The organism is Streptomyces atroolivaceus, from assembly GCF_000717025.1.
Taxonomy (GTDB): Bacteria; Actinomycetota; Actinomycetes; order Streptomycetales; family Streptomycetaceae; genus Streptomyces; species Streptomyces atroolivaceus.
On the sequence record NZ_JNXG01000003.1, the window covers coordinates 46,994 to 67,262 of the forward strand.

15 protein-coding genes and 1 other RNA gene are annotated in these 20,269 nt (G+C 71.3%); 10 read left to right on the forward strand and 6 right to left on the reverse strand.

Features of this window, described 5'->3' with window-relative positions; genetic code table 11:
* Nucleotides 1–94: 94 nt before the first annotated feature.
* The 4 genes from OO67_RS09355 to OO67_RS09370 form a co-directional block, all read right to left on the reverse strand.
* Complete coding sequence (locus OO67_RS09355; protein WP_033298884.1) at nt 95–994, reverse strand: carbohydrate ABC transporter permease; 900 nt, start codon at nt 992–994, stop codon at nt 95–97.
* Nucleotides 991–2,364, reverse strand: a complete 1,374-nt coding sequence (locus OO67_RS09360) for a carbohydrate ABC transporter permease (protein WP_078597783.1) — start codon at nt 2,362–2,364, stop codon at nt 991–993. Before OO67_RS09360 ends, OO67_RS09355 begins: the two co-directional genes overlap by 4 nt.
* A 4-nt stretch (nt 2,365–2,368) precedes the next feature.
* Nucleotides 2,369–3,733 (reverse strand): ABC transporter substrate-binding protein, encoded by a 1,365-nt coding sequence (locus tag OO67_RS09365; RefSeq protein ID WP_208860994.1) that lies wholly within the window; start codon nt 3,731–3,733, stop codon nt 2,369–2,371.
* 245 nt (nt 3,734–3,978) lie between these two features.
* Nucleotides 3,979–7,299, reverse strand: coding sequence for an FHA domain-containing protein (locus tag OO67_RS09370; protein WP_033298887.1), 3,321 nt, complete (start codon nt 7,297–7,299; stop codon nt 3,979–3,981).
* 428 nt (nt 7,300–7,727) lie between these two features.
* On the opposite strand from OO67_RS09370, the gene OO67_RS09375 reads away from it, so the two are divergent.
* The 4 genes from OO67_RS09375 to OO67_RS36365 all read left to right on the forward strand — a co-directional run bounded on the left by OO67_RS09375 (nt 7,728) and on the right by OO67_RS36365 (nt 13,275).
* Complete coding sequence (locus OO67_RS09375; RefSeq protein ID WP_033299437.1) at nt 7,728–9,380, forward strand: serine/threonine-protein kinase; 1,653 nt, start codon at nt 7,728–7,730, stop codon at nt 9,378–9,380.
* Between the two features lie 147 nt (nt 9,381–9,527).
* Nucleotides 9,528–10,766, forward strand: a complete 1,239-nt coding sequence (locus tag OO67_RS09380; protein WP_033298888.1) for a serine/threonine-protein kinase — start codon at nt 9,528–9,530, stop codon at nt 10,764–10,766.
* A gap of 69 nt (nt 10,767–10,835) precedes the next feature.
* Entirely contained in the window at nt 10,836–11,942 is a 1,107-nt protein-coding gene (prfB, locus tag OO67_RS09385; protein ID WP_033298889.1) for a peptide chain release factor 2, read from the forward strand.
* 562 nt (nt 11,943–12,504) lie between these two features.
* Entirely contained in the window at nt 12,505–13,275 is a 771-nt protein-coding gene (locus tag OO67_RS36365; protein ID WP_208860995.1) for a hypothetical protein, read from the forward strand.
* A 198-nt stretch (nt 13,276–13,473) separates the two neighbouring features.
* On the opposite strand, the gene OO67_RS09395 is transcribed toward OO67_RS36365, so the two are convergent.
* A complete protein-coding gene (locus OO67_RS09395; RefSeq protein WP_033299438.1) occupies nt 13,474–13,665 on the reverse strand; it encodes a hypothetical protein in 192 nt (63 codons plus the stop codon).
* A gap of 258 nt (nt 13,666–13,923) precedes the next feature.
* On the opposite strand from OO67_RS09395, the gene ftsE reads away from it, so the two are divergent.
* The 5 genes from ftsE to ssrA all read left to right on the forward strand — a co-directional run bounded on the left by ftsE (nt 13,924) and on the right by ssrA (nt 17,827).
* Nucleotides 13,924–14,613, forward strand: a complete 690-nt coding sequence (gene ftsE / locus OO67_RS09400; protein ID WP_014046319.1) for a cell division ATP-binding protein FtsE — start codon at nt 13,924–13,926, stop codon at nt 14,611–14,613.
* A 23-nt stretch (nt 14,614–14,636) separates the two neighbouring features.
* Complete coding sequence (gene ftsX / locus OO67_RS09405) at nt 14,637–15,557, forward strand: permease-like cell division protein FtsX (RefSeq protein WP_033298891.1); 921 nt, start codon at nt 14,637–14,639, stop codon at nt 15,555–15,557.
* Between the two features lie 68 nt (nt 15,558–15,625).
* Complete coding sequence (locus tag OO67_RS09410; RefSeq protein ID WP_051709249.1) at nt 15,626–16,813, forward strand: S41 family peptidase; 1,188 nt, start codon at nt 15,626–15,628, stop codon at nt 16,811–16,813.
* 18 nt (nt 16,814–16,831) lie between these two features.
* Nucleotides 16,832–17,320, forward strand: a complete 489-nt coding sequence (gene smpB, locus OO67_RS09415) for an SsrA-binding protein SmpB (RefSeq protein ID WP_033298894.1) — start codon at nt 16,832–16,834, stop codon at nt 17,318–17,320.
* 120 nt (nt 17,321–17,440) lie between these two features.
* Nucleotides 17,441–17,827: a transfer-messenger RNA gene (gene ssrA / locus OO67_RS35955) on the forward strand.
* 57 nt (nt 17,828–17,884) lie between these two features.
* On the opposite strand, the gene OO67_RS09420 is transcribed toward ssrA, so the two are convergent.
* Nucleotides 17,885–19,093, reverse strand: coding sequence for an MFS transporter (locus OO67_RS09420; protein WP_033298895.1), 1,209 nt, complete (start codon nt 19,091–19,093; stop codon nt 17,885–17,887).
* Nucleotides 19,094–19,175: 82 nt separating this feature from the next.
* Here OO67_RS09420 and OO67_RS09425 point away from each other — a divergent pair, with 82 nt between their 5' ends.
* On the forward strand, nt 19,176–20,147 hold the full coding sequence (locus tag OO67_RS09425; RefSeq protein ID WP_033298896.1) for a LysR family transcriptional regulator: 972 nt from the start codon (nt 19,176–19,178) through the stop codon (nt 20,145–20,147).
* Nucleotides 20,148–20,269: the final 122 nt, after the last annotated feature.

Below are 20,269 nucleotides of genomic sequence, written 5' to 3' on the forward strand. Positions count from 1 at the left end.
GGGAACGACGAGGTAGGGCGGCCCGATCGCGAGTGAACGGGCCGCCCTGAGGTTGACGAACGTATGTCCTGGCGTGCTGTTCGGCCGCCGGGCGCTACTTGACGGCGCCGGCCATCACCCCGGAGACGAACTGCCGCTGGAAGGCGAAGAACACCGCCAGCGGAATCACCATGGACACGAAGGCGCCGGGCGCCAGCACGTCGATGTTGTTGCCGAACTGGCGGACCTGCTGCTGGAGGGCCACGGTGATCGGCGGGGACTCCGAGTCCGCGAAGATCAGGGCGACCAGCATGTCGTTCCACACCCAGAGGAACTGGAAGATCCCGAGCGAGGCGATCGCGGGGCCGCCGAGCGGCATCACGACCCTGGTGAACAGCCTGATCTCGCCCGCACCGTCCAGCCGGGCGGCCTCCAGCAGTTCACGCGGGATCTCGGCGAAGAAGTTCCTCAGCAGGAAGATGGCGAACGGCAGGCCGAACGCCGTGTGGAACATGATCACACCGAAGGTCGTCTCGAAGATGCCGATGCTGCCGAAGAGCTCGGACACCGGGATCAGGGCGACCTGCACGGGGACCACCAGCAGCCCCACCACCACCAGGAACCACCAGTCGCGGCCGGGGAAGTCCATCCAGGCGAAGGCGTAGCCGGCGAAGGAGCCGATGACGACCACCAGGAAGGTGGACGGGACGGTGATCATGACCGTGCTGAACAGGGAATCGGTGATGGTCGAGTTCTCCAGCAGGCGCTGGTAGTTGTCGAAGGTGAGTTCCGAGGGGGCGGTGAAGATCTTCCACCACCCGGTCGCCGCGATGTCCTCGGCCCCCCGCAGCGAGGAGAGCAGCAGCCCGATGGTCGGCATCAGCCAGAACAGGGCCACCAGGACGAGGAAGACCCGCATGACGCCACCGCCCGCCCGGGCGGCGATCCGTGCACCCAGGGACTGCTTGGCCTCTCCGGCCGGCTCGGCCCGTGTCGCGGCCTTGGTCGTGGTCACCGGCGTCCCTCCTTCCGCATCCGGCGGATGTTGAACAGCATCACCGGGATCACCAGCAGCAGCAGGAGTACGGCGATGGCGCTGCCGACCCCGAGGTCCGCGTCCGTGCCGAACGAGGAACGGTACAGCTGGAGGGCCAGGACGTTGGCGTCGTCCTGGGAGGAGCCCGGCGCGATGATGAAGACCAGGTCGAAGATCTTCAGGACGTTGATCATCAGAGTGACCAGGACCACCGCCAGCACGGGTGCCAGCATCGGCACCGTGATCCGGCGGAACACCTGCCACTCGTTCGCGCCGTCCACCCGTGCCGCTTCGAGGAGTTCACGTGGCAGGCCCGCCAGGCCGGCGGCGATCAGCACCATCGCGAACCCGGCCCACATCCAGACGTAGCTGCCGATGATCCCCGGCGTCACGAGCGACGGCCCCAGCCAGTCGACGCCGTTGTACGGCTCCCGGAAGTTGTCCGCCGGAAGCCGGAGCTGGGAGCCGTCGGCCGCGGCGGGCAGGGTGAACACCCCGTCCGCTCCGGCGGTCGCCCTGGCGACGACCTTGCCGTCCTTCACCGCTTCGACGGTGATGCCCTTGAGGCCGAGCTCCTTCGGATCGACGACGTTCGGTTTGCCGCCGCCGCCCTTGGTGAAGTCGAGCCAGGCCGTCCCGGTGATGCCGTCACCGGACCCGGTGGCCGCCTTCGCGGGCTCCGCGTCGTCCGGCATCTTCGCCGGCACCACACCGACCAGCGGCAGGCTCACCGGTTCACCGGCCCGCACCGCCTCCTTCGTCACGAAGGAACCGCCTCCGCCTGCCTTCAGCGGATGCACCGGCAGCGGATGTGCCTTGGGGAAGCCCGAGGACTGGGCGAACGTGTCGTGCACGCCGACCGCCACGGCGTTGGCGACCCCGCGCTCCGGCGCCTGTTCGTACACCAGCCGGAAGATGATGCCCGCGGCCAGCATGGAGATCGCCATCGGCATGAAGACGATCAGCTTGAACGCCGTACCCCACCGGATCCGCTCGGTGAGCACCGCGAAGATCAGCCCCAGTACGGTGGCGACCGTCGGCGCGAACACGACCCAGATCGCGTTGTTCTTCACCGCCGTCCGGATCGTGTCGTCCGTGAACAGCGCCTTGTAGTTGTCGAGCCCCGCGAAACCGGTGCCGGACTGGTCGAGGAACGAGCGGTAGACGGAGTACACGATCGGATAGACGACGAGGGAGCCGAGCAGCACCAGGGCCGGCAGCAGGAACGCCGCCGCGACCGCCTTCCGGGTGCCGGTCACGCTTCCGCGCGGGCGCTTGCCCGAGCCCGTGTCAGGACGCTTGTCGGCAGGAGGCGCACTTCCGGCGCCTCCCGCTGTCGCTGTGGTCACGCCGTCAGCTCGTGTACGCCTTGGCCGCGTCGGACTCCAGTTTCGCTTGAGCCCCCGCGATGTCCTTCGGGTTCTTCAGGAAGTCCTGGAGGGTCTTCCACTCACCCTTCCCGGGCGTCCCGCCGAACGACTGCGGGGCCTGGTCGGACATGTCGAACCGGACGTCGTCACCGGCGGCGATCAGCGCCTCGGCGATCTTGCGCTGCACGTCGTTCGGGTACGCGGCCGCGTCCAGGGCCTTGTTGGGCGAGATGAACCCGCCCGCCTCGGCCCAGATCTTCGCCGCGTCGGTCGAGGCGAGCCAGGTCAGCAGCGCCTGGGCACCCTTGCTGTCCTTGAGCGCCACCGCCGCGTCGCCGCCGGTCACCACGGGGGACTCCGCGCCGACCGCCGGGAACGGGAACACCTTGGCGTCCGTGCCGATCTTCGCCTCGGTCTGCGCGATGTTGATGGAGACGAAGTCGCCCTCGAACACCATCGCGCCCTTGGGCTGGTCACCGCCGGTGAACGTCTGGGTGACCGATACCGGGAACTCGGTCTGCAGCGCGCCGTCGGCCCCGCCGGAGATCAGGCTCGGCTTGCCGAAGAGCTCGGCGAGCGTGGTCAGGGCGTCCTTGACGGACGGGTCCGTCCACTTGATCTCGTGCTTGGCCAGCTGGTCGTACTTCTCCGGGCCGGCCTGGGAGAGATAGACGTTCTCGAACCAGTCGGTGAGCGTCCAGCCGTCCGCGCCGCCGACCGAGACCGGGGTGACTCCGGAGGCGGAGACCGTCTCGGCCGTGGCCATGAAGTCCTTCCAGGTCTTCGGCTCGCTCGCGCCCGCGTTCTCGAACGCCTTGGCGTTGTACCAGACCAGGGACTTGTTGGCGGCCTTGAAGTAGACGCCGTACTGGGTGCCGTCGACCGCGCCGAGGTCCTGCCAGACCTTCGCGTAGTTCTTGCTCAGCTGGGCCTTCGCCTCCGGCCCCACCGGCTTGGCCCACTTCTTGGCCACGGCCTGCTGGATCGCGCCCACCTGCGGGATCATCGCGACGTCCGGGGGCTGGCCGCCCGCTATCTTCGTACCGAGGAAGTTGACGATCGGGTCCTGCGCCGGGACGAAGGTGACCGTGGCACCCGTCCGCTTCTCGAACTCGCCGAGGACCTTGGTGAAGTTGGCCTGCTCGGGCCCGGTCCAGACCGCTGCCACCGATATCTTCTCGCCGTCGAGCTTCGGCAGAGTGACGCTCGACGGGCTGTCCTCGCCCTTGCCCGGGCCCTCGCCCGCCTTGTCCTTCCCGGCGCCGTCGTCACCGCAGCCGGTGAGGGCCAGCGCCCCGATCGCGGTGAACACCAGTGCGGCCCTACGCATTCGAAGGGTTGTGCGCATCCCTGCCCCGTCTCTCCTGCGCGCGCATGAGAGTGACCGCACCAACGGTGGGACCTCGCGGTGCCGTTCACGTCTCACATCGTGCGGTTCACATCGTCCGTGCGCACAGTCCTATGCCCGGTGCCCCGGAGCCGCAATACCGCTTCCCACGTCAACTCCGTGATCGTGATGGGCTCGTGACGTCGGTCCGGGACGAGCCGGGGGCCGTTCCGGCCGGCCCGGAGAGCGGCGCCCGGGTGCCGGGCCTACGGAATCAGCGGCGGGAGCGGCTCGGCGTTCACCGAACGGGCGGCCCTCTCCAGGGCGCTGGCCAGCAGGGCGAGGTCGGTGGGGCCGTTGCCCAGCTCGCGGACCGGACGGCGGGCAGGCGGGTCGCCCATCCGCTCCCACTCCAGCGGTACGACGACGGGGCGCAGGGTCGCCGTGCGCGGGATACGGCCGGTGACCCGGCCGCCCTGGAACGGCGTCACCCGGCCGTCCGGATGCCCCAGGCGTCCCCGGCCCGGCGCGGCCTCGTCCGGGGACGGCGGGACGACGGGCGGGTCGAGCACGATGCGCAGCCGCGCGCCCCGGGCCAGCTCCGTGTCCTCGGTGCGGTCCGGGCGGGCGGACGTGGCGACCAGATGGACGCCGAGGCGCCCGCCGTCCCTGGCCACGGCCTCCAGCACCCGGACGACGGAACCGGCGGACGGGCGGCCGGGGCTGCCGAGCGCCGGCGCGACCAGGGCGTCGAAGTCATCGGCCAGGACGACCAGCCGGGGGAGGGGGGAGGGTCCGGGATCCGCCGGGCGGGCTGCGGCGGGCCGCAGCCGCAGAGTGCCGGTGGCAGGCGATTCGAGGTCACCGCGCTGCTCGGCGGCGCTGCCGGGGCGACGGCCGGTGGGTGCCCGTGACTCCTCGTACCGCGCGTGCCACTCGGCGAAGTCCAGCGAGCCGAGCAGCTCCGCCCGGCGCTTCAGCTCGCCGCCCAGCGCCTGTGCGAACTCCCGCATCCGTACGGGGTCGGAGGCCACCAGGTGCGTGAAGGCGTGCGGCAGCTCCGTACAGGGACGCAGCCCCTCACCGCGCTCACCGCCCGCCCCGTCGATGAGGAGGATGCCGAGCCGGTCGGGACGGGCGGCGGACGCCAGGGAGGCGGCGACGGCGCGCAGCAGCTCCGTGCGGCCGCTGCCCGTGGGCCCCTCGATCAGCAGATGCGGCCCTTCGTCGGCGAGATCGACGGAGAGCGCGCCCCGGGGGCCGGCACCGAGCACGACCACGGGTCGTCCCGCGAGCCCGGAGGACGGGCCCGTGGCTCCGGGGTCCATGCTTCCGCTCCGGCTCCGCTGCGCGCCGATCCGTGCGGAGCCCGTCCCGGCCGCAGGGGGGTAGGCGGAGGTGCCCGAGCCCGAACTGGTGGGTCCGCTGCCCCGGAAGGGGGTGCGCCCCGACTCGGGGGACTCACGCTGTGTGCCCACCCGGGGCCCGGTGCTCAGGGTGCGGCCGGATCCCTTCGGGTCCAGGTCCCCGGCGCCGGACGCGGCCGTGCGCACCGTCGCGCCCGGCTGGGTCTCCGCCGTGGAGGCCCAGCGCGCCATCAGCGAGGCCGGTGTGGCCCTGGCGAGGCCCAGTTCGTCCAGCAGCCGGGCGGAGGGAGGAAGGGCCGCGGCCATGGGCCTGCCGGGCAGGGGGGCCGCGCCCTCGTCGCGCAGTGGGGCCAGGGCGCGTCCGAACCTCTCGGCCCAGGCCGCCGACACGGCGTCCACGGTGGCGACGGTGCCGTGGCCCGCCGCCTGGCCGCCCGCCGTGCGCAGCAGCCGCAGCGCGGTCGCCACGTCGCCGCTCAGCATGGCGACCGCACCGCACTCGCGGAAGGCGATCGAGGCCCGGCACGCGGTGTCGTAGGTCGCGGCGACCGGGGAGGTCGGGGAGGCGGCCGGGGTCTCGGCCAGGCAGATCAGGTGGATCCCGGTCGCGGCTCCGGCGCCCGCCAGCCCGGCCGTGATCTCGCGCAGGGCCGCGGAGCCGGGATCGCCGTCGACGATCACCACGGTGTACGGCCCGGTGTGGCGGTGGGCCGCCTCGGCGACGGAGGCCCGGTCGGCGCTCGCCCAGCCGGGGCCGAGCGGCCCGTCCTCCATGCGGCGGACCAGCTCCGCCGCGCGGGCGCCCGCCTGTTCCCGGTCGTACGCGAGGAGGAGGCGGCAGTCCTGGCCGTGCATGGGGCGCAGATGGGGCAGCCAGCCGAGCCAGGACCACTCGCGCCGCCGCTCCTCCGGGCTCCGGGCCCGGTCCGTGCTGATCAGCACGATCTCCAGGTCGAAGGGGGAGTGCAGCGCGGCGAGCTGCGCCACCGTCGAGCGGGCGAGTCCGGACAGCCGGGCCCGGGGGCCCGCGAGCCCGAGCGAGCCGGCCTCCCGCAGCCCCACGGTCACCGGCACGGCGGGCAGGTCGGCCCGCTCGGTCGTCCCGAGCCGTACGACCAGGGCCTCGGGGTGCGCGGTGTCCCGCTCCCACAGACGGGGGCCGGGACCGAGCGCGGTGAGGAGCACGGTTGCCGGGTCCGGCCAGGTGCCGGCCGGGGCGGAGGGGGAGCGTAGGGGCACGGAGGGGGCGTGCGGTGCGGACGAGGGATCCGGATCCGCCGGCGGCCCGCCGGCCGGTGTCGCGTGAGCCTGCTCCCCCTTGCCGCCTTTGAGCCGTCGCGCCCAGGCGCCTATGCCGCCGCGCCTGGGGGGCTCGCCGTGGGCGAGCGCGGAGCCGCGGCCGTGGGTGACCTGCGGAAAGGGTTCGCCTCCGTGCGCGTCGTGGCCGGACGGGCCGTCGTCGTAGGCATCGAGGGTGCCGCCCCCGGCGGGGGAGGGGCCGTAGGCGTGGCCGTGTTCCCCGGTGTCGGCCGGGGCAGGATCGGGCTCTCCGGGTACGCCGCCCGCCGCCTCCGCGCGTGCCACCCGCAGATGACCCTCGCCGTCCGGCGTCGTCGTCAGCGTGGGCGTACGGGTGCCGGGCGTGAGCCGGAGCGCGGATTCGCCGAGCCGGAGCAGGGCACCCGGGGCCAGCCGGACAGGGCGGTCGCCGATTTCCGTGCCGTCCAGGGAGGTGCCGTTGGTGGAGCCCAGATCGGCGACGGACACCCGGCCGTCGTCGGAGACCGTCACGGCGCAGTGCAGGCGCGAGACGTCGGGGTCGTCGAGCGGGACGTCGGCCTCCGCGGAGCGGCCGATCCGGATCTGTCCGCCGTGCAGCAGGTGGACGCCGCCGGCATCCGGCCCCGCGATCACGTGCAGCCGCGCGGGAACGGCGTCGTCGGCCGCCTCGTCGTCGCCGGGCACCTGGAGCGAGAGCACCGTGCCGTCCACGAGGGGTGGCTCGCCCAGGGCGCAGCGCTGCGGGTCGAGGCGCTCGCGCCCGGCGTACAGCACGGTGGCGCCGCCGCCCAGGGAGCCCTCCGGGCCGGCGACCGCGGCGGCCAGGCCGGAGGCGACGGCCGCGAGGGCCGTCCCGGCGGGCGCGGTCACGAGCACGTCGCAGGTGCGCGCCGGGGTCTGGCCGCTGCGCGGCGCGAGGACGGTCAGCCGGATCTGCATCGCCGTCAGCGGTCCCTTCTGCGCGGGGTGCCCGGCAGGGGAAATGCCCTGTGATTCCCCCCACCCGGCACGGACGCGTCGTCCGGTACAGGTCGTCACGGAGTGTGAGGCTCCCGACCTCACAGTTCTGTGCTGGAGGCATCCTCGCACCTGACACCGACAACACGCCCGGGGGTGGCCGCTTAGTGATCTTGAATGGCCGAGTGTGGGCGTAAAAGTGCCTGCTTGGTCCTGCCGGGGAGGTGCTGCACACTCGTTCGGCAACCAACTCTTCCGTGTCTGCGTCTTCCCGGTCCTCCCGTGTCCACAGCGGCAACACGGCCGGCGGACGACCCGCCGGTCGCCCGTACGGCGGCATTAGAGTGGGCCGGAACATCCGGGCGGGCCGGGGGGACCGCAAGCACAACGATCAGCAGGGAGCGCATGACGTGCGGCCGGTAGGCAGCAAGTACCTGCTCGAGGAGCCGCTCGGACGCGGCGCCACGGGCACCGTCTGGCGAGCCCGCCAGCGGGAGACCGCGGGCGCCGAGGCGGCCGTCGCCGGGCAGCCCGGCGAGACCGTTGCGATCAAGGTGCTCAAGGAGGAGCTCGCCAACGACGCGGATGTCGTGATGCGGTTCCTGCGCGAGCGCTCTGTGCTGCTGCGGCTCACCCACGCGAACATCGTGCGCACCCGGGACCTCGTCGTCGAGGGCGATCTCCTCGCCCTGGTGATGGACCTGATCGACGGCCCGGACCTGCACCGTTATCTCCGTGAGAACGGTCCGCTCACCCCCGTCGCCGCCGCGCTGCTCACCGCCCAGATCGCGGACGCGCTGGCAGCCAGCCATGCCGACGGTGTCGTGCACCGCGACCTGAAGCCCGCCAACGTGCTGCTCGACGAGCGCGACGGCGGCATGACGCCGATGCTCACCGACTTCGGCATCGCGCGCCTCGCGGACTCCCCGGGGCTGACCCGGACCCATGAGTTCGTCGGTACGCCCGCCTACGTGGCGCCCGAGTCCGCCGAGGGCCGTCCGCAGACCTCCGCCGTGGACATCTACGGCGCGGGCATCCTGCTGTACGAGCTGGTCACCGGCCGTCCGCCGTTCGCCGGGGGCACCGCGCTGGAGGTCCTGCACCGGCACCTGAGCGAGGAGCCCCGGCGCCCCAGCACCGTCCCCGAGCCGCTGTGGACGGTCATAGAGCGCTGCCTGCGCAAGGACCCGGACCAGCGTCCCAGCGCCGTGAACCTCGCCCGTGCGCTGCGTACCGTCGGCGCGGGCATCGGCGTGCACGCGAACTCCGCGCAGATCGCCGCCGCCGAGGGGGTCGGCGCCCTGCTCGCCCCCGACCCGGCGCCCGCCGCCGTCCCGGAGACCCCGGGTGCGGCCGACCCGACCCAGGTGCTGCCGAGCAACGCCGGCTCGTACGACCCGGCGGCCCCGACCAGCGTGATGCAGCAGACCCCGGGCGGGGGCGGCCAGGCGGACCCGACCGCGATGATGCCGCCCGTACCGCCGCGTCCCGACGGCCCTCCGCGCCCCGACGAGCCGCACCCCTGGCAGTCACAGCTCAGGGCCGCCCGGGACCGCAACGAGCAGACCCAGGTCCAGTACCTCGACCCGAACCAGGACCCGCTGCGCCGCCGCCCTCAGCGTCAGCAGCCGCAGCAGGACCAGCCGCCCCGGCGCGACGCCCAGCAGTACCCGCAGCAGGGCCGGCCGCCTCAGCGCCAGCAGCAGCATCCGCAGCAGCAGCCCCAGCGCTACCAGCCGCAGCAGCAGCAGCAGCGGCCGCCGCAGCGGCAGCAGTACGCGCCCCCGCAGCAGCCCGCGCCGCAGCCGCCGGCGCCGCGCCAGCCCAGGCAGCGCAGCGCCAACCCGATGCGCATCCCGGGCCTCGGCTGCCTCAAGGGGTGCCTCTTCTCGGTCGTGCTGCTGATCGTCGCCGCCTGGCTGATCTGGGAGCTGACCCCGCTCCAGGACTGGATCGCCCAGGGCCAGAGCTTCTGGGACGCCATAGGGGACGGCATCAGCAACGTCACGGACTGGTTCAACGAGCTCGGCGGGAGCAGCTCCGGCGGCACAACCGGCCAGTAACAGTCAACACTCTGTTTCTTTGTCGACTTCTGCGGGCTCAATTCGCCCGCAGAAGTGAAGGTTGGCACCGTCCAGGGCACGCAGTACCCCGTTCGCCGCGTAACTTTGTCGACCGGGGGGTCAACGCCAGCCGCTGAGGGAGCAGTCTTGGCACGGAATATCGGCAGCCGGTACACCGCCCACCAGATCCTGGGGCGCGGCAGCGCCGGCACGGTGTGGCTCGGCGAGGGGCCCGAGGGCCCGGTCGCCATCAAGCTGCTCCGCGAGGACCTCGCGTCCGACCAGGAGCTCGTGGGCCGCTTCGTGCAGGAACGCACCGCGCTGCTCGGGCTCGGCCATCCGCACATCGTCGCCGTCCGCGACCTCGTGGTGGACGGTACCGATCTGGCACTGGTGATGGACCTCGTGCGCGGCACCGACCTGCGCACCCGTCTGGACCGGGAACGCCGCCTGGCCCCCGAGGCGGCCGCGGCGGTCATCGCGGACGTCGCCGACGGCCTGGCCGCGGCGCACCGCGCGGGGGTGGTCCACCGCGACGTCAAGCCGGAGAACATCCTGCTCGACATGGAGGGCCCGCTCGGACCCGGTGGGTCGCACCCGGCGCTGCTCACCGACTTCGGCGTCGCCAAGCTGATCGACACTCCCCGCCGCACCAAGGCCACCAAGATCATCGGGACGCCGGACTATCTGGCGCCCGAGATCGTCGAGGGGCTGCCGCCGCGCGCCGCCGTGGACATCTACGCCCTCGCGACCGTGCTCTACGAGCTCCTCGCGGGCTTCACCCCCTTCGGCGGCGGCCACCCCGGGGCCGTCCTGCGCCGCCATGTGACCGAGAGGGTCGTCCCGCTCCCCGGCATCCCCGAGGAGCTCTGGCAGCTCCTGGTCCAGTGCCTGGCCAAGGCCCCGGCCTCCCGGCTGCGCGCCTCCGAGCTCGCGACGCGGCTGCGGGAGATGCTCCCGCTCCTGTCCGGGATACCCCCGCTCGACGTCGACGAGCCGGACAACGAGGCCGAACCGCAGGGGTACGACGAGCAGCAGTACACCCCCGCCCCCGAGGAGCCCCGCCGCCGCGGCGCGGTACCGCTCGTGCCCGGGTCCTCACCGGACTCCAACCGGGACACCCACACGAGCATGCGCGTCCCCGCCCCCGACGAGCTCTCCGGTGGCCCCCTCGGCACGGCCCGCGCCCCGCGCGCCCCTGGCAGGCCGCGGCCCGGCTCGGCCCGGAACAAGTCGGCGGCCGTCCGTAAGCGCCGGATCACGCTGGGCCTCGCCGCGGTCGCCCTGTGTGCGGCGATAGGAGTGGGCGGCTGGCTCGCCACCAGTGGGGACGACCCGGGTGTCGCACCCGAGGACACGAGGAATTCGGCTCCCACGGCCCCCTGAGAAGCGTCCGGTACGGGCCGGCAAACGGGGGAGGGACAGGTTCGCCCGCCCACCCGTTACGCTGGACCCGTGGCAGTCGTCGATATTTCCGAAGAGCTGAAGTCCCTCTCCTCGACCATGGGGTCGATCGAGGCCGTCCTGGACCTGGATGCGCTGAGGGCCGACATCGCCGCGCTCGAGGAGCAGGCGGCGGCGCCGTCCCTCTGGGACGATCCCGAGGCGGCGCAGAAGATCACCAGCAAGCTTTCGCACCTCCAGGCGGAGGTCCGCAAGGCCGAGGCCCTGCGGAGCCGTATCGACGATCTCGGCATCATGTTCGAGCTCGCCGAGGACGAGGGCGACGCGGATGCCCTCGCCGAGGCGGAGACCGAGCTGGTGTCCGTCCGCAAGGCGCTGGACGAGATGGAGGTCCGCACACTCCTCTCCGGCGAGTACGACGCGCGCGAGGCCCTGGTCACCATCCGGGCCGAGGCCGGTGGCGTCGACGCCGCGGACTTCGCGGAGAAGCTCCAGCGCATGTACCTCCGGTGGGCCGAGCGGCACAACTACAAGACCGAGGTCTACGAGACCGCGTACGCCGAAGAGGCCGGCATCAAGTCGACCACCTTCGCGGTGGAGGTGCCGTACGCCTACGGCACGCTCTCCGTCGAGCAGGGCACGCACCGCCTCGTGCGGATCTCGCCGTTCGACAACCAGGGCCGCCGCCAGACGTCCTTCGCGGGTGTCGAGGTGCTGCCCGTGGTCGAGCAGACCGACCACATCGAGATCGACGAATCCGAGCTGCGCGTGGACGTGTACCGCTCCTCGGGTCCCGGGGGCCAGGGGGTCAACACCACGGACTCGGCGGTGCGTCTGACGCACCTGCCCACCGGCATCGTCGTCTCCTGCCAGAACGAGCGCTCGCAGATCCAGAACAAGGCGTCCGCGATGAACGTCCTCCAGGCCAAGCTCCTTGAGCGCCGCCGCCAGGAGGAGCAGGCGAGGATGAACGCGCTCAAGGGCGACGGCGGCAACTCCTGGGGCAACCAGATGCGTTCGTACGTCCTTCACCCGTACCAGATGGTCAAGGACCTGCGTACGGAGTTCGAGATGGGCAACCCGGAGGCGGTCTTCAACGGCGAGATCGACGGGTTCGTCGAGGCCGGCATCCGCTGGCGCAAGCAGAGCGAGAAGTAGCCGCAGCCGTAAGGCTTCGGGGCCCGGGCAGGATTTCCTGTCCGGGCCCTCGCCTTTTCACCTCGCCGGTGGCTCAGGGGAGTTGAAGGGAAGATGTGGGGAATGAGTCACAGTCGTGATTCCGAATAGCCGTCAAGAACCCTCATAGCGGCTCATTTACCCCCGGAACGGCCTTGACGTAGTTCTTAACTCTGGACAGGGTGCTAGAGCAGCACGCGTATGTCTGGGACAGGTGTGATCGGGGGCGGGCGGGATGACCACGGTACGGCGTGGCCCTGCAGAGAGTGTGACCCCGCAGGGCCGTGGACCGCATAGGGCTGCTCTATTGACGAGATCAGCTACTGGGGGTAGCAACAGATGACGAAGAAGACGCGAATCCGCGTCGCGCGGATAGCCGCTGGCGCGGTTATCGCCGCAGGTGCCTCGCTCACCGCCGCAGGTGCGGCTCAGGCCGTGGGCATCGACGTCAACATCGCCGGTGTCGGCGTGAACGCCGAGGCGGACAACGAGGGCCTCGAGGTCGGCGTGAGCGCCTTCGGTGACGACGGCGACAGTGGCGCCGGTGGCGTCGACGGTGGCGGCGACAGCGGGGCCGGTGGCGTCGACGGCGGTGCCGATGGTGGCGCTGACGGCGGTGCTGACGGCGGTGCTGACGGCGGTGCCGATGGTGGTGCTGACGGTGGCGCCGATGGCGGTGCTGACGGCGGTGCTGACGGTGGCGCCGATGGTGGTGCTGACGGCGGTGCTGACGGCGGTGCCGATGGTGGTGCCGATGGTGGCGCTGACGGCGGTGCCGATGGTGGTGCTGACGGCGGTGCTGACGGCGGTGCCGATGGTGGCGCTGACGGCGGTGCCGATGGTGGCGCTGACGGCGGTGCTGACGGCGGTGCCGATGGTGGCGCTGACGGCGGTGCTGACGGCGGTGCCGATGGTGGTGCTGACGGCGGTGCCGATGGTGGTGCTGACGGCGGTGCTGACGGCGGTGCCGATGGTGGTGCTGACGGCGGTGCCGATGGTGGTGCTGACGGCGGTGCCGATGGTGGTGCTGACGGTGGTGCTGACGGCGGTGCCGATGGTGGCGCTGACGGTGGCGCCGATGGCGGTGCTGACGGCGGTGCCACGGCCGGTGGCCCGGACAGCGGTGCCACGACCGGTGGCACGGACAACGGTGCCGGCAACTGCGTCGTCGGTGCCGAAGGCGCCAACTGCGCCGACAACACCGACACGGACAGTGTCGGCAACCAGCCGGTCGAGCAGAGCAAGGGCAAGGACGAGCTCGCCGAGACCGGTGCGGCCGAGACCACGTTCCTGCTGGTCGGCGCCGCGACGATGATCGCCGGTGGCATCGGCTTCCGCATCCTGCCGCGTCTGGCCGGCAGCGGTCGCGCGACCGCCTGACGCCCTTAGGGGCACGCTGAAGGGCCCGGGAGAGCCGACATGGCCTCCCGGGCCCCTTCGCGTACCGGGACCGCTCCTGCGGCCGTACGCGCACGTCTTCGCCCCGCCCGACGGCGGGGATGCGCCCTCCGGCTCAGACGGCCTGGTGCGCCAGCAGTGCCAGAGCCGCCACCAGGATCACCATCAGCGCTATCAGCATCGCCGGATTGAGCCCCGCGAACGGCCCCTGGTCCTGCATCCGCTCCCGGCTCGCCCGGCAGACGCGGCAGCGGCCCTCGTTCACGGGCGCCGCGCAGTTCGCGCACACCAGTCGGTCATAGGTCATGCGCATTCCTCCTCCCGCGCGGCGGGAGCCGCCTTCACGTTCTCTCCGCACAACGCTCAGGGAACCGCAACCGTTCCCCCTACCACTGTGCCAGCTCGCGCCCATTTCGGCGCGGCCCGCCGGACAAGGTCCGGCCCGCCCGTTTCGTTCCGTGACGCTTTCCGTCACAAATCCCTCATTGCCGGACGCCGACTGCACGTGCTCACCGGCTTCGCGTATGGTCACGCTCACCTACCCCCGGCCGACCGTGGTGCATCCGTGATCCGATTCGACAACGTCTCCAAGACCTACCCGAAGCAGAGCCGCCCCGCTCTCCGGGACGTCTCACTCGACATCGAGAAGGGTGAGTTCGTCTTCCTGGTGGGCTCCTCCGGCTCCGGGAAGTCCACCTTCATGCGGCTCATCCTCCGGGAGGAGCGCGCCAGTCAGGGCATGGTCCACGTGCTCGGCAAGGACCTCGCGCGGCTGTCCAACTGGAAGGTGCCGCAGATGCGCCGCCAGCTGGGCACGGTGTTCCAGGACTTCCGCCTCCTCCCCAACAAGACCGTCGCCGAGAACGTGGCCTTCGCGCAGGAGGTCATCGGCAAGCCCCGCGGTGAGATCCGCAAGGCGGTCCCGCAGGTCCTCGACCTCGTGGGTCTCGGGGGCAAGGAGGACCGGATGCCCGGTGAGCTCTCCGGTGGTGAGCAGCAACGCGTGGCGATCGCGCGGGCGTTCGTCAACCGCCCCATGCTGCTGATCGCGGACGAGCCGACCGGCAACCTCGACCCGCAGACCTCCGTGGGCATCATGAAGCTGCTGGACCGGATCAACCGGACCGGCACCACCGTGATCATGGCGACCCACGACCAGAACATCGTCGACCAGATGCGCAAGCGCGTCATCGAGCTCGAGCAGGGCCGTCTCGTACGGGACCAGGCGCGTGGCGTCTACGGCTACCAGCACTGAGCATCGAGTACTGAAAGGACGCCATGCGCGCCCAGTTCGTCCTGTCGGAGATCGGCGTCGGTCTTCGTCGTAACCTCACGATGACCTTCGCGGTCGTGGTCTCCGTCGCCCTCTCGCTCGCCCTGTTCGGCGGTGCGCTGTTGATGCGCGAGCAGGTCAGCTCGATGAAGACCTACTGGTACGACAAGGTCAACGTCTCCATCTTCCTCTGCAACAAGAACGACGCCAAGGACGTGCCCAAGTGCGCCAAGGGTGCCGTCACGGCGGAGCAGAAGAAGGAGATCAAGGCCGACCTCGAGAAGATGGAGGCCGTCGAGAAGCCGGTCCTCTTCGAGACGGTCGACCAGGCGTACAAGCACTACCAGGAGCAGTTCGGCGACTCGCCGATGGCCGGCAACATCACGCCGGACCAGATGCAGGAGTCGTTCCGGGTCAAGCTGAAGGACCCCCAGAAGTACAAGGTGGTGGCGACGGCCTTCGCGGGCCGTGACGGGGTGCAGTCCGTCCAGGACCAGCGGAGCATCCTGGACAACCTCTTCGAGCTGATGAACGGCATGAACGTGGCCGCCATCTTCCTGATGGGGCTGATGCTGGTCATCGCGCTGATGCTGATCGTGAACACCGTCCGCGTCTCGGCGTTCAGCCGGAGACGGGAGACGGGCATCATGCGGCTGGTGGGTGCCTCGGGCTTCTACATCCAGATGCCGTTCATCATGGAGGCCGCCTTCGCCGGCCTGATCGGCGGACTGCTCGCCTGCGTGATCCTGATAGCCGCCAGGTACTTCCTGATCGACGGCGGTCTCGCCCTCCAGGAGAAGCTGAACCTGATCGACTTCATCGGCTGGGAGGCGGTGCTCACGAAGCTTCCGCTCGTCCTCGCGATCGGGTTGCTGATGCCCGCCGTTGCCGCTCTGTTCGCGTTGCGCAAGTACCTCAAGGTGTGACGAGCGCCCCGTCCCGCGTGCGGCCAACGAGCCGTGTGCGGACGGGGCGTTGTCCTACACTCGGCCACATGCTGGGCCATACGTACCATTTGAAACCCCGCGGCGTCTGCCGCGGGGCGGCCCTGACGGTGGTGTTCGCGAGCGCGCTGGCCACTGCCGCGGCCACCGGGTCGCTGCCCCGCGAGGACGGTGCGGGGACGGAGATCCGGTCCCGTTCGGTGTCCTCCGCCGTCGGATCAGTCGACCGTGAGGAGATCGCGGACGCGGTCGCCGAGGCGGAGGCCGACGGGAAGTCCGGCACGGACGCCGCCGAAGAGGTCGTCAGCCGCAGCGGGGACCGCTGGGGCGCGGTGTACGACGAGCGGGAGTACGAGGAGTTCGAGCAGGCCCTCGACGGCTCGTACACGGGGGTGGGAGTCTCCGCCCGCCGCTCGGCCCGCGACGAGATCACCGTGACCGGGGTCCAGCCCGGCGGACCGGCGGACCGGGCGGGCGTGCGCAAGGGCGACCTGCTGCGCACCGTGGACGGCCGTCAGGTCGGGAAGCGGCCCGTCGCCGAAGTGGTCGCGCTGCTGCGCGGGGACCGGACGAAGGCTGCCGAGGGCTCCTCCGTGGTCCTCGGGCTGAGCCGCGGGGCGCGTTCCTGGACCGCCACGCTGACCAGGGCGCGGCTCAGCACGGACCCGGTGAGCGTCCGGCGCCTCGGTCGCAGTCCTTCCTCCGCCGTGCTGATCAAGGTGGCCGCGTTCACCAAGGGCGCCGGCACCGCGGTCCGCGACGCCGTGGACGAGGCGCCCGGGGACGCCGGGATCCTGCTTGACCTCCGTGCCAACGCGGGGGGCCTGGTCACCGAGGCCGTCACCGCGTCCTCCGCCTTCCTCGACGGCGGGCTCGTCGCCACCTACGACGTGCACGGCGAGCAGCGCGCCCTGTACGCCGAGCCGGGCGGGGACACCGACCGCCCCGTGGTCGTGCTGGTGGACGGCGGCACGATGAGCGCCGCCGAACTGCTGACCGGCGCGCTGCAGGACCGGGGGAGGGCCGTGACCGTCGGATCGCGCACGTTCGGCAAGGGTTCCGTGCAGATGCCCAGCAAGCTCCCGGGCGGCTCGGTGGCCGAGCTGACCGTCGGCCACTACCGCACTCCGGCGGGCCGCAGCGTCGAGGGAAGCGGCATCACACCGGACGTCGGGGCCGGCCCGGAGGCCCAGCAGCGGGGCGAGACGGTATTGAGTGGCCTCGGGGGTGGGTCGTAGTGCGAAAATGACCGCACTATGGCCAAGGAAAAAGACACCGGGCGCAAGATGATTGCGCAGAACAAGAAGGCGCGGCACGACTACCACGTCCTCGACACCTACGAGTGCGGTCTCGTGCTGATGGGCACGGAGGTCAAGTCGCTGCGGATGGGCAGGGCGTCGCTGGTCGACGGCTTCGTCCAGATCGACGACGGAGAGGCGTGGCTGCACAACATCCACGTCCCCGAGTACGTGCAGGGCACCTGGACCAACCACTCCGCCAAGCGCAAGCGCAAGCTGCTCCTGCACCGGGCCGAGATCGACAAGCTGGCGTCCAAGTCGCAGGAGACCGGCCACACCATCGTGCCGCTCGCCCTGTACTTCAAGGACGGCCGGGTCAAGGTCGAGATCGCGCTCGCGAAGGGCAAGAAGGAGTACGACAAGCGCCAGACGCTGAGGGAGAAGCAGGACACGCGGGAGACGAACCGCGCGATCTCGGCGGCCCGCCGGCGCCAGCGCAGCGCGTAGCCGCCACCGGCCCGGGGCCCGTGCCCCGGCGCCGCCGGAATACGGTGGCCTTCGCGTGCGTTGGTCACGTACGATGGGCCGTGCACCTCACAGAAGGTGCGCGTTTTGAAAAATCAACATGGGGATGATCGGTTTCGACAGCGGATGTCGAAGCAGGGGAAGCGAGTCGAGGAAGCGGCAATGATCTCGTAAACCATATGTCGCAAACAATAATCGCCAATTCCAAGCGCGATTCCTCCGCCTTCGCCCTCGCTGCCTAATTAGCAGCTAGCGAAGACTCTGCGGAGTGTCAGCCCGGGGGTGATCCCGACCCGGATCCTGGCATCAACTAGGGATCTAAACTTCTAAGCCCGGTCACGGGGCCTGGAAGGAAATCAAACAGTGACTGGGCCTGTCGGAGGCTTGTTCGCGTGACCTCCGGGGCCGAGAAAGGCGTAGCGAACTGCACTCGGAGAAGCCCTGGTTCCGCACCGTTGGACGCGGGTTCGATTCCCGCCATCTCCACAGTTCCCATGTGAACGAGGACCCCGCTGCCCTGGCAGCGGGGTCCTCGTTTTTGTCCGTTCAGGCTCTGCGCGTCCCCATGGCCGCGACGGCCAGGGCGAGGGCCGCGGCGCACATCGGCACCGCGTATCCGGTCGCCGTCCCGGCGTGCTCGACCGTCCAGCCGCCCACCGCCGAACCCGCCGCTATGCCACCGAGCAGAGCGGTGACGGCGAGTGTCATGCCCTCGTTCAGCTGTGCCTGCGGGGTGAGGCGCTGGATCAGGGTCATGCCGGTGACCATGGTGGGAGCGGTGGCCGCCCCCGCCAGCAGCAGGCAGCCCGCCAGGACGAGCAGCGAGTCGCTGGTGGTAGCGGCGACCAGGGGGAGGGACATCAGTGCGGTCATCCCCGTGAGGCAGAGCAGCAGCCTGCGCCCGACGCGGACGGCAGGGCGCAGCGAGCCGTACAGCAGCCCCGCCGCACAGGAGCCGCCGGCCTGGAGAGCGAGGATCGCGCCTCCGGCGTGGGCGATGGAGACGACCTCCATCGCTCCGAACACCGCCCCCGTCGCCAGGAAGACGGTGAGAAGGGCGGGTACGCCCCGTGTGCGCAAGGGGGAGGGTGCCCGGGTGCCGACGGCCACCGGCGGCTCGGTCGCCCGCTGGGCCGCGAAGAGGAGGACACCGGTCATGAGCAGGACCGCGCCGGTGAGTGTGCCGGCTTCGGGGAAGAGCGCCCCGCACAGGGATGCGGCGAGGACCGGGCCGAGCATGAAACACAGCTCGTCCACGGCCTGTTCGAAGGAGTTCGCGGTGTGCAGCGCCGCCCGGTCGCCCCGGTGCAGATGGGCCCAGCGGGCGCGCGACATCCCGCCGGTGTTCGGGGTGGTGGCCGTGGCGGCGTAGGCGGCGAAGAGCGTCCACACCGGTGCGTCGTAGTGCACGCAGAGCACCAGGGCCAGCGAGCCGAGCACGGCGACCGCGGTGGCGGGCACCGCGATCCTGGCCTGGCCGTACCGGTCGACGAGGCGCGCCGTCCAGGGGGCGACCACGGCGGTCGCGGCCAGCCCGGTCGCGGTGACGGCGCCGGCCAGGGCGTACGAACCGTGCGCCCCGGCGATCATGATGACGGCGCTGACGCTGAACATCCCCATCGGCAGCCGGGCGAGGAGATTGCCCGCGGTGAACGCGCGCGCCCCGGGTGTGGCGAGCAGCCGGAGGTACGGATTGGACGGGGCGGTGCGGGGCGTGGTGGAGGCGAGGGCCGGGGTGGCGGTTTCGTGGGACACGCGTCCACCCTCGGATCGCGCGCTCCGTGCGTCCAACACCTGATCCGGGGCCATTGACGCACTCCTGTTGTAAATTGGGTCCGTGGTCGCATCCGACACCGATCCCCGGCTCCTCCGCGCCTTCGTGGCCGTGGCCGAGGAGCTGCACTTCACCCGTGCCGCCGCCCGGCTCTACGTCGCGCAGCAGGCGCTGAGCCGGGACATCCGCAGGCTGGAGCGCGAGCTGCGCCGCGAGCTCTTCGTCCGCACCACCCGGCAGGTGTCGCTCACCCCGGACGGTGAGCGCCTCCTGCCGCACGCCCGCCGGGTGCTCGACGCGCATGCCGAGCTGTCGGCCGCTTTCGCGGACCCGGCGGACCGCCCGCTGCTCGTCGATCTGAACACCGACGGGATGACGGCGGCCCGGGTGCTGGCCCGCGCGCGGGAGCTCGCGCCGGAGTGCGAGCTGATGGCGCGCTTCGAGAGCGGGCTGACGTGGGCGGCGGGCGAGCTGCTCGCCGGGCGGCTCGACGTCTCCTTCGGGCGCGCCGCCGGACTGGGGCCCGCCGTGCTCGGCCGGCTCTCCGTACAGCCGGTGCGGTACGAGCCGATGGCTCTTCTCCTGCCGCGCGATCACCCTCTGGCCGGACGCGAGGAGGTCGCCATGAGTGACCTGACCGGCGAGACCGTCTACGCGGGGGCGGGCAATACGCGCACGCTCGAGTGGACGGACCTCGCGGCCGCGCTTTTCGCGGAGTGGGACGTCGTCCTGGCTCCGCCGGCCCCGCTCGCCGTCGGAGTGGCCGAATTCCAGCGGGTCATGGCGAAGACGGGGAACCCCGTGCTGGCCGTCGCCGGCTTCCCGCCGCTGCCGGGGACGGTGCTGCGGCCGCTCGTGCGGCCGGTGCCGCTCTCCCCGCTGCTGATGGTCTGGCGTAAGGGTTTCGACCACCCCGGCCTGGTCGCACTGCGGGCTGCGGTGACCGAACTCGCTGGGAGGGAGGGATGGATGGTACGGCCATCGACATCCTGGCTCCCGGAAACCGATGCGTCACTCATGGGTCACTGTTCATGAACAACAGGCGATACGGCCCTCTGTCCGTCGCTGTCGTGCGCTACATTCAGGGTTTCGGGTGCACGGTGGCAGGTGGCGCGCGGACGGGTGGGGGCCCGGTCCGACAGCAGGATTCCAGTCAT